This is a genomic window from Clostridium sp. AM34-11AC (assembly GCF_003435375.1).
GTDB lineage: Bacteria > Bacillota > Clostridia > Lachnospirales > Lachnospiraceae > Pilosibacter > Pilosibacter fragilis.
Map to the genome: position 1 here is coordinate 1 of NZ_QWGL01000060.1, position 6230 is coordinate 6230.

7 protein-coding genes and 1 pseudogene are annotated in these 6230 nt (G+C 48.0%); all 8 read right to left on the reverse strand.

Annotated features, from left to right (window positions below; genetic code table 11):
• Positions 1-37: 37 nt before the first annotated feature.
• Positions 38-295, reverse strand: coding sequence for a hypothetical protein (locus tag DW826_RS17145; RefSeq protein WP_242994142.1), 258 nt, complete (start codon positions 293-295; stop codon positions 38-40).
• A gap of 6 nt (positions 296-301) precedes the next feature.
• Positions 302-658, reverse strand: coding sequence for a diversity-generating retroelement protein Avd (gene avd / locus DW826_RS17150; protein WP_002591284.1), 357 nt, complete (start codon positions 656-658; stop codon positions 302-304).
• A gap of 40 nt (positions 659-698) precedes the next feature.
• Positions 699-1841, reverse strand: a complete 1143-nt coding sequence (locus DW826_RS17155; protein WP_117553300.1) for a hypothetical protein — start codon at positions 1839-1841, stop codon at positions 699-701.
• A complete protein-coding gene (locus tag DW826_RS17160) occupies positions 1834-2271 on the reverse strand; it encodes a hypothetical protein (RefSeq protein ID WP_055056154.1) in 438 nt (145 codons plus the stop codon). The genes DW826_RS17155 and DW826_RS17160 overlap by 8 nt, the downstream gene beginning before the upstream one ends.
• Before the next feature lie 14 nt (positions 2272-2285).
• Entirely contained in the window at positions 2286-3422 is a 1137-nt protein-coding gene (locus DW826_RS17165) for a hypothetical protein (protein ID WP_117553301.1), read from the reverse strand.
• Between the two features lie 5 nt (positions 3423-3427).
• Positions 3428-4582: a siphovirus ReqiPepy6 Gp37-like family protein gene (locus DW826_RS17170; RefSeq protein WP_009297825.1), complete on the reverse strand. Its 1155-nt coding sequence runs from the start codon at positions 4580-4582 to the stop codon at positions 3428-3430.
• Between the two features lie 4 nt (positions 4583-4586).
• Positions 4587-5474, reverse strand: a complete 888-nt coding sequence (locus tag DW826_RS17175) for a phage tail family protein (protein ID WP_117553302.1) — start codon at positions 5472-5474, stop codon at positions 4587-4589.
• 3 nt (positions 5475-5477) lie between these two features.
• A pseudogene (locus DW826_RS17180) lies at positions 5478-6230 on the reverse strand (hypothetical protein); the annotation flags it as partial.

Sequence of the window (6230 nt, forward strand, 5' to 3'; positions counted from 1 at the left end):
TTATTAGCCACTACTGTTACAACGTTAGTATAGCACTTCACGCCATTATCTGCCGCTCTTTCGGTTCGTACACCTTAAAGTAATGGTATTTGCTTGGCTCATAGGCAAGGTTTATAATATCTTCCCGCACCTTGTCTAAGTTTTCCTCTTTGTCTTTCGTAAAAATCAGTACGTCTTTTCTGTGCCGTTTACACTTTCTGGCTTTGTTATAGGCTTTCTGTACGTTTCCATAGTCGCCCATAGCCTCTAAAAGCGTAATGCGCCGCCAGAGGCTGTAAGTAAGCAGCTGCCCCATATCCTGCTATTTTCTGGTCTTTACCTCTTCTATCAGTTCGCCCAGCATAACGCCTATTTCTTTCAGCTTGCGGCAGCTCTCGCCGTAGTGCCGTGCGTTCATAGCGCTATACTTCAAGTCATGCGCCAGCCGCAGCAATTCTTTACTTTCCTGCAATGCCGTATCTACCGTGTATAAGTGGCTTTTCGTTGCCGTCTTATCCCACTTTATAACCTCTTGCAGCATTTCAAGAATTGCGTTTCTTGTCGCCGTCTGTAAACTGAATTTCTCATACTTTGGGTACTTCGTAAGCAGAGGGTAAATATATAGCAGAAAATCGTATATTTTCTGGTGTATAATATCTGTTTTTGTCTGTATGTCCATGCCTTACCCCCGTTTATCCGGCTGGGCTTTCGCCCGCCGTCTACAGAGAGTCACACGCCCCACGAGCGCCAATGCCCGTACCGACAAGCCACGGGTAATAGGAGCAATCCACGGCACGAGCGCCGCAATACGCCCCAAAGCTCCAGCTGCCGCCCGCTACCAGCGCCGCCAGAGAATATGCGTAATACTGGTAAATATTACCAACGTCGTAAGACTTCTCGCCTGTGTTCAATGGGCTTTTCTTGTCCCAGCCCCACGCTACGCTTGCGTGGTAGTCTGCATTTGTGGCGTGTTCCGCTCTTGTAATAAGCTCGTCCAGCCACTCCCAGACACGCCCCACGGCATCTACAACGCCCACGGAAGAAACGGCATTTACCACACTGCCTGTTACGCCCCTACCTGTGTTGCTGGTGGCGCTCCATGCGTTTGTATTTGCGTTATCCAGTCCGGCAGGGCTGCCAAAAGCATAAGCGCTAAATTCTGCATAGTTCGGCAGACGCTTACCGCTCTTTGCCAGACGTTCTACAAAGTTGTACCAGTTCATGCTTTCTGTACCCGTCATAGGTGCGCAGCCGTACTCTGATTTCAAGCCCTTTGCCCCGTCGTCAGAATTAAGGTAAATATCTACCCATGTGCCGCCGCCTAAATATACCATACCCTCTGGGCTGCATTTCGGGCGGTGTCCCAGTGTCCATACAGAACGTGGTACAATGCCGTTGCTTACTGCACTTTCCCAGCCTGTGCCAAAAATAACACTGCTGCCATTAAGCGGCTGTAAATTGCTGTCCACCTTGCGGCAGCGTCCATAATGAAAGCCTCCGATTTTACGGCTGTTTGTAGCGTTCCAGCCTGTCGGGTATGTAGAATTAAGGGAAATCACGTATTTCTCGTCTGCGCTGTCAATTCTGCTGTCGCAGATATATACGTAATAGTCCTTACCTACCGCAAAAGCGCTGCCTGCGTCCAGATTAGCAGCCGTAAGAATTGTATTTGCTGTCTTGAAAATTCCAGCGCCGCCCACGGCAATTACGCAGCCCTCTACTACAGTCAGCTCATTTGCTCCGCTGGCGTAAATGTACTCATTGCTCGGTGCTACAATATCGCTGATTGTAGCCATTTTATTTACGTTCAAAAGCGCCCTTGCGTCGGTCTTTGTAACGTCGTCCACTAATAATCTACTCATACTGCTTTAATACTCCTTTCAGTGCTGCAATGTCGTCTGTTGTCATTCCTGCCACGGTGTCTGTGCGTTCCAGCGCAATTACCTTGCAGCCCGCTTTTACCGCTTTGGAAAGTGTAAGGGCTGTTCTGTCGTTTCCTGCCTCTCCTGCTGCCGCTGCCTCGTCAGTCTGGATATGTGTTACTCCCTGCACTGTGCCGGATACGTCGCCCGCTACAAATTTCATGCCTACCGCTGCCTCGTCGCAGTAATATACCGTAACCGCCTTTTTCTCTTCCTCTACAGCTGCTACGCCGCACTCAATATAACGCTGGTTCTCTGCGCTCTCGATTTTTGCCAGCAAGTCCGCTGCCGCCAGTTCTCCGCTTGCTACCATAGCAAGGCAGTTGTAATAGTCCTCTTTTGTCTTTAATACTTTAGGAAATCCTTTCATGGTCTGCCGCCTTTCTAAAATGTATTTGCAAGATAGGAATTACCCACGTAGGTAGCCCCTAACACTGCCGTTTCTACTGTTCTTTCGTAATGCTGGCTCATGTATGCTGCACCCATGTAACACAATCCCAGTATAGCATCATGCTTATAGTCAATGCCCCAGCCGCTTTCTACTCTCTTAAGTCGCTCGTCCAGCGCTGCTATTGCCTCTTTGGTTTCTTTCGTGCCTGCCTCTGCCTGCTTTTTCACTTCCTGCATGGCTGCTGCCAGCTCTTCAATTTGCAGTTGCAGGCTGCCTGCTATGTCCTCGCCCAGCTTGTCCTTGATACTCTCAAACCATGTGTTAAATTCGTTTTCAGCGTCCGACTGGAATAGCTTAATTTTTGCCATAAATTCTGTATAGGCGCTTAAAAGTTCCTTGTCCCAGTTGTCAAGCGTGCTTTCAAAACTGCTGTATCTTTCGTTAAACTGGCTCTCATACTGTGCAAATAAGCCCTCTGTCTTGCTTACGTAGCTGTCATATACGCCCGCAATCTCTGTAAGGTACTTTTCCATACTCTGCTTATATGCGCTGAACTCGTCCAGCACGGCTGCGCTGTAGGTGTTGAAAAAGTCCGTAAACTGCTTTGTAAGCACGCTTGCGTCTATCTCTTCCACCGTTCCTGTTACAATGCCGCAGACTGCGCTATTAAATCGCTGGTCTGTGATGTTCTGCGTCTGTATCCTTGTTACGCCCTTGCCTACGTAAATATCTGCAAGCGCAAGCTCCCATATTTCCGTGGTGCGTGTTACTGCCGTTGCTGTCGGCTTTGCAGACGGTGTGCCTTTCAGCACCGCAATATACATATCTCTTTGCGGCAAATCCCAGCGAACTACTACCCTGTCCACCCTGTTAAGCGCTCCCTCTGCCGTATCCAGTGTTACGCTAAGCGTTGCAGGATTTCTAAAGGCGTAGCCGTTTATAAAGGCATAGCCTGCATTTACTCTTATTTCCATGCCGCTGTAAGCTACCACCTGTAGCCCGTCGCTCGGCTTTGGAAAAATGCCGTTTGCAATGAAAGTAGCAAAGTACCACGCCCAATCCTCGGCTTTATATACCCTGTCGTACTCTCCGTCTACTGCCACGGCATTAAACGGTAAGCTGTTTGCCATTTCTGCTACCTCACTTTCCTAATCTGGTCTACCAGCGTCGGCAGGCTGTCGCCAAAGGTCGCCTCTATGGTTTCCTCGCCTTTCTGGTATGTTTCCGTTACTTCTGTAATACGTGCATCTATCTGTATGCCCCACTTGGTTTCTTTGCAAGTAATACGGTCGCCTAAATCAAAATCAGCCTTAAATTTTAAGTTTGAATTTGTATTTATGGTACTTACAAAATTTATGTTCTTGCCGTAGTTTTCCAACTCTGCGCCGCCTCTCGTTTTCAGCATTGCAATATAGGTATTCAGCGGTATTGTTACCTCTGTTTCCCCCTGCTGGTACTTTCTGGCAATGTCCGTAGCGTCGCAGAATACCTCTACTAAATCCAGCCCCGTTGCGCCCTCGCCGTCCACTGTGGTTACTGGCTGGCTGCCGTCGTCGTCAGCTGCTCCCTGCACATAAATAAAGTTGCCGCAGTTCTCTATACTGGCTGTATATTCCTGCTCGTTGACATTATCAAAATCTCTTGAAAATATGCAGGGTGTGTTACCCTCGGTATTTGTGGCTGTAAGGTCATTGCCCTTATACAGATAAAAGCCAAACAGTCTCTCTCTTTCGTTAAGCAGAATGTCATAGCCCAACTTTCCAGCCTGCGCCCTTGCCTTTACTTCCTGCCCCAGTTGTGCGTATACCTCGTTTGCATATTCAACCGCCACGCCGTCTATGGTTTCCTGCGCCAGAAATGTAAGCAATGGAAAACGCCGCTTTGTTCCTGCTGCGCTGCCGCAGTTGTTCTTTACCATAAGGTTTATAAGATACTGGTTTGTACCTGTCGCCACAATCTGCGGATAAATGCAGCGCTTATTAAGCCACCAGCTAAGCATATAGCCTTGTGCCTCTAACTGCTCTAAGCCGTTCTCGTCTTTGGTAATGTGTACGTAGGTTATCTGCGCTGCCCTGCGCCATACGCCGCCGTCGGCGGTCTTTACTTCCTTTTTTCCGTCGTGCTTGGTTATTAAGTTACCCTCTACCAGCAAACGGCTGTTATTGTCCGTAATCGGCGCAAGCAGGCTAAAAGTTCCTACGTCAAAATACTTTGTATGCCATAGCAGGCTTGCCAGCTCGTCTATAGCTCCCAGCGGCTGTACTGTCTTGTCGAATACTCTAAGCTCCATACCGTCACACTCCTAAAAATTCCTTGCTGTAGAATATGGATACTTCCAGAGAATTTACGCCGCTGGCTGCATCATACCTAAACATATTGTCGCCTATGGCAAGCTGCATAAATGTACTGTCTACATCAATATAGCGGAAATAGTCGGTTTCTACGCCGTCCCTTATCAGCTTAGCGCCCTTGCTGCCGTACTTCGTGTTAATCTCTATCACGTCGCCCGTTTTCATAGTGGCGTTAATCTGTATAAATTCCTCGGTATCCACATTAAGCAGTATCGGGTTTGAAACTGTCCCCAGTGCTGTAAACCTTATCCTCATTCCTGTTGATACGTCGCCCTCGTTGTAGCAGTCCACTATTACGCTTTCCGCTCGGTATCCGTATATCATGCTCTTTGTGCTGTCCTTTTCAATAACGCAAGGGAAATGCCACGCAGCCACCCAGCTTGCTATATCCTCTTTTGTTTCTTCCTCTTCCCGCCAGAACGGGTTAAGGCACTCTATTTGTAAATCAAACTCATAAAGTACCTCTTTCTTTAGTATCTTAGGCTCTCCATACGCCCTGCAATCAATCACACGCTTAAAGCCGCCGTACTCATACACCAGCGTAGCGCTAAGCTCTGGGTTAAATATCTTAAGCATACGGCGGCGCAGTTCCAATGCCTGCGCCTTGTCCCGTGTGTTGATATGTCCCGCTACGTCTATGTCCCTCGCCTCGATACGCTGCCCTACGTAGGTGTCGCCGTGCTGTCCCATACTGTTTGTGCTGTAAATGACGCTCGTAACGCCGGAAATGCCCTCTACGTCTTTACTTATATTGCAATGGTATACACTGTCTACTCCCAGCTCTAACCGCTCGCCCCTTGAATTTATGTAAGTCAGTTTTTCATTTTCCATGTGTTACACCGTCCTTGCTATCATTCTGAACTGTCGGGCTGCCTCTTTCTGCTGTTTTGCATAGTCCGTGGTATTCGCATAAATATACTGATTGACAACTACGCCGCCTGCTGCACTGCCGCCGCCTCTCGGCTTTGGCTTTTTGTCGTCGTTATCATACTTAAATTCATTGCCTACATTTACCTTTGCGTCTACGTCAAACTCCTGCGGTACGCTGTCCTCAATCATTTTCTTAACGCCGCCGATTTCATTAGAAAAGCCAACGCCGATACCCTGCGCCAGATATACGCCGATTTCGTCACGCATCAGCTTAGACGGGCTGGCAATTCCGAATAAATCTTTAAGGAAGTCGGTAACGTCTCCTACCCAGTCGCTTATTTTGTCTTTTATCCACCTCGTAGCGCCGCTTATGCCGTTCCAGATGCCTTCTACCATGTTTTTACCGAACCCTGCAAACGTACTGCCAATATCCTTAAATACGTCTGTTATTCCAGTAATTACATTTCTCATGCCCTCTACGGCTTTGTTCTTTACTTCTGTACCCCACGTAGCCACTTTGGAAATTGCACCAGAAATGCTGTTATAAATCTTTTGCGGTATTTCCTTAACAATCGTAACAATGCCCGTTACCATGGCATTCATTACCTCTTTGGCTTTCGTAAGCATATTGTTGCCCCACGTAGCCACTCTGGTAACTGCTCCTACTATACTGTTCCAGATTTTCTGCGGCAGTTCCTTAACAATCGTAATAACGCC

Coding starts and splice junctions, on each gene's coding strand:
- DW826_RS17145 (WP_242994142.1), bottom strand. CDS start 295: ATGGGGCAGCTGCTTACTTACAGCCTCTGGCGGCGCATTACGCTTTTA.
- avd (WP_002591284.1), bottom strand. CDS start 658: ATGGACATACAGACAAAAACAGATATTATACACCAGAAAATATACGAT.
- DW826_RS17155 (WP_117553300.1), bottom strand. CDS start 1,841: ATGAGTAGATTATTAGTGGACGACGTTACAAAGACCGACGCAAGGGCG.
- DW826_RS17160 (WP_055056154.1), bottom strand. CDS start 2,271: ATGAAAGGATTTCCTAAAGTATTAAAGACAAAAGAGGACTATTACAAC.
- DW826_RS17165 (WP_117553301.1), bottom strand. CDS start 3,422: ATGGCAAACAGCTTACCGTTTAATGCCGTGGCAGTAGACGGAGAGTAC.
- DW826_RS17170 (WP_009297825.1), bottom strand. CDS start 4,582: ATGGAGCTTAGAGTATTCGACAAGACAGTACAGCCGCTGGGAGCTATA.
- DW826_RS17175 (WP_117553302.1), bottom strand. CDS start 5,474: ATGGAAAATGAAAAACTGACTTACATAAATTCAAGGGGCGAGCGGTTA.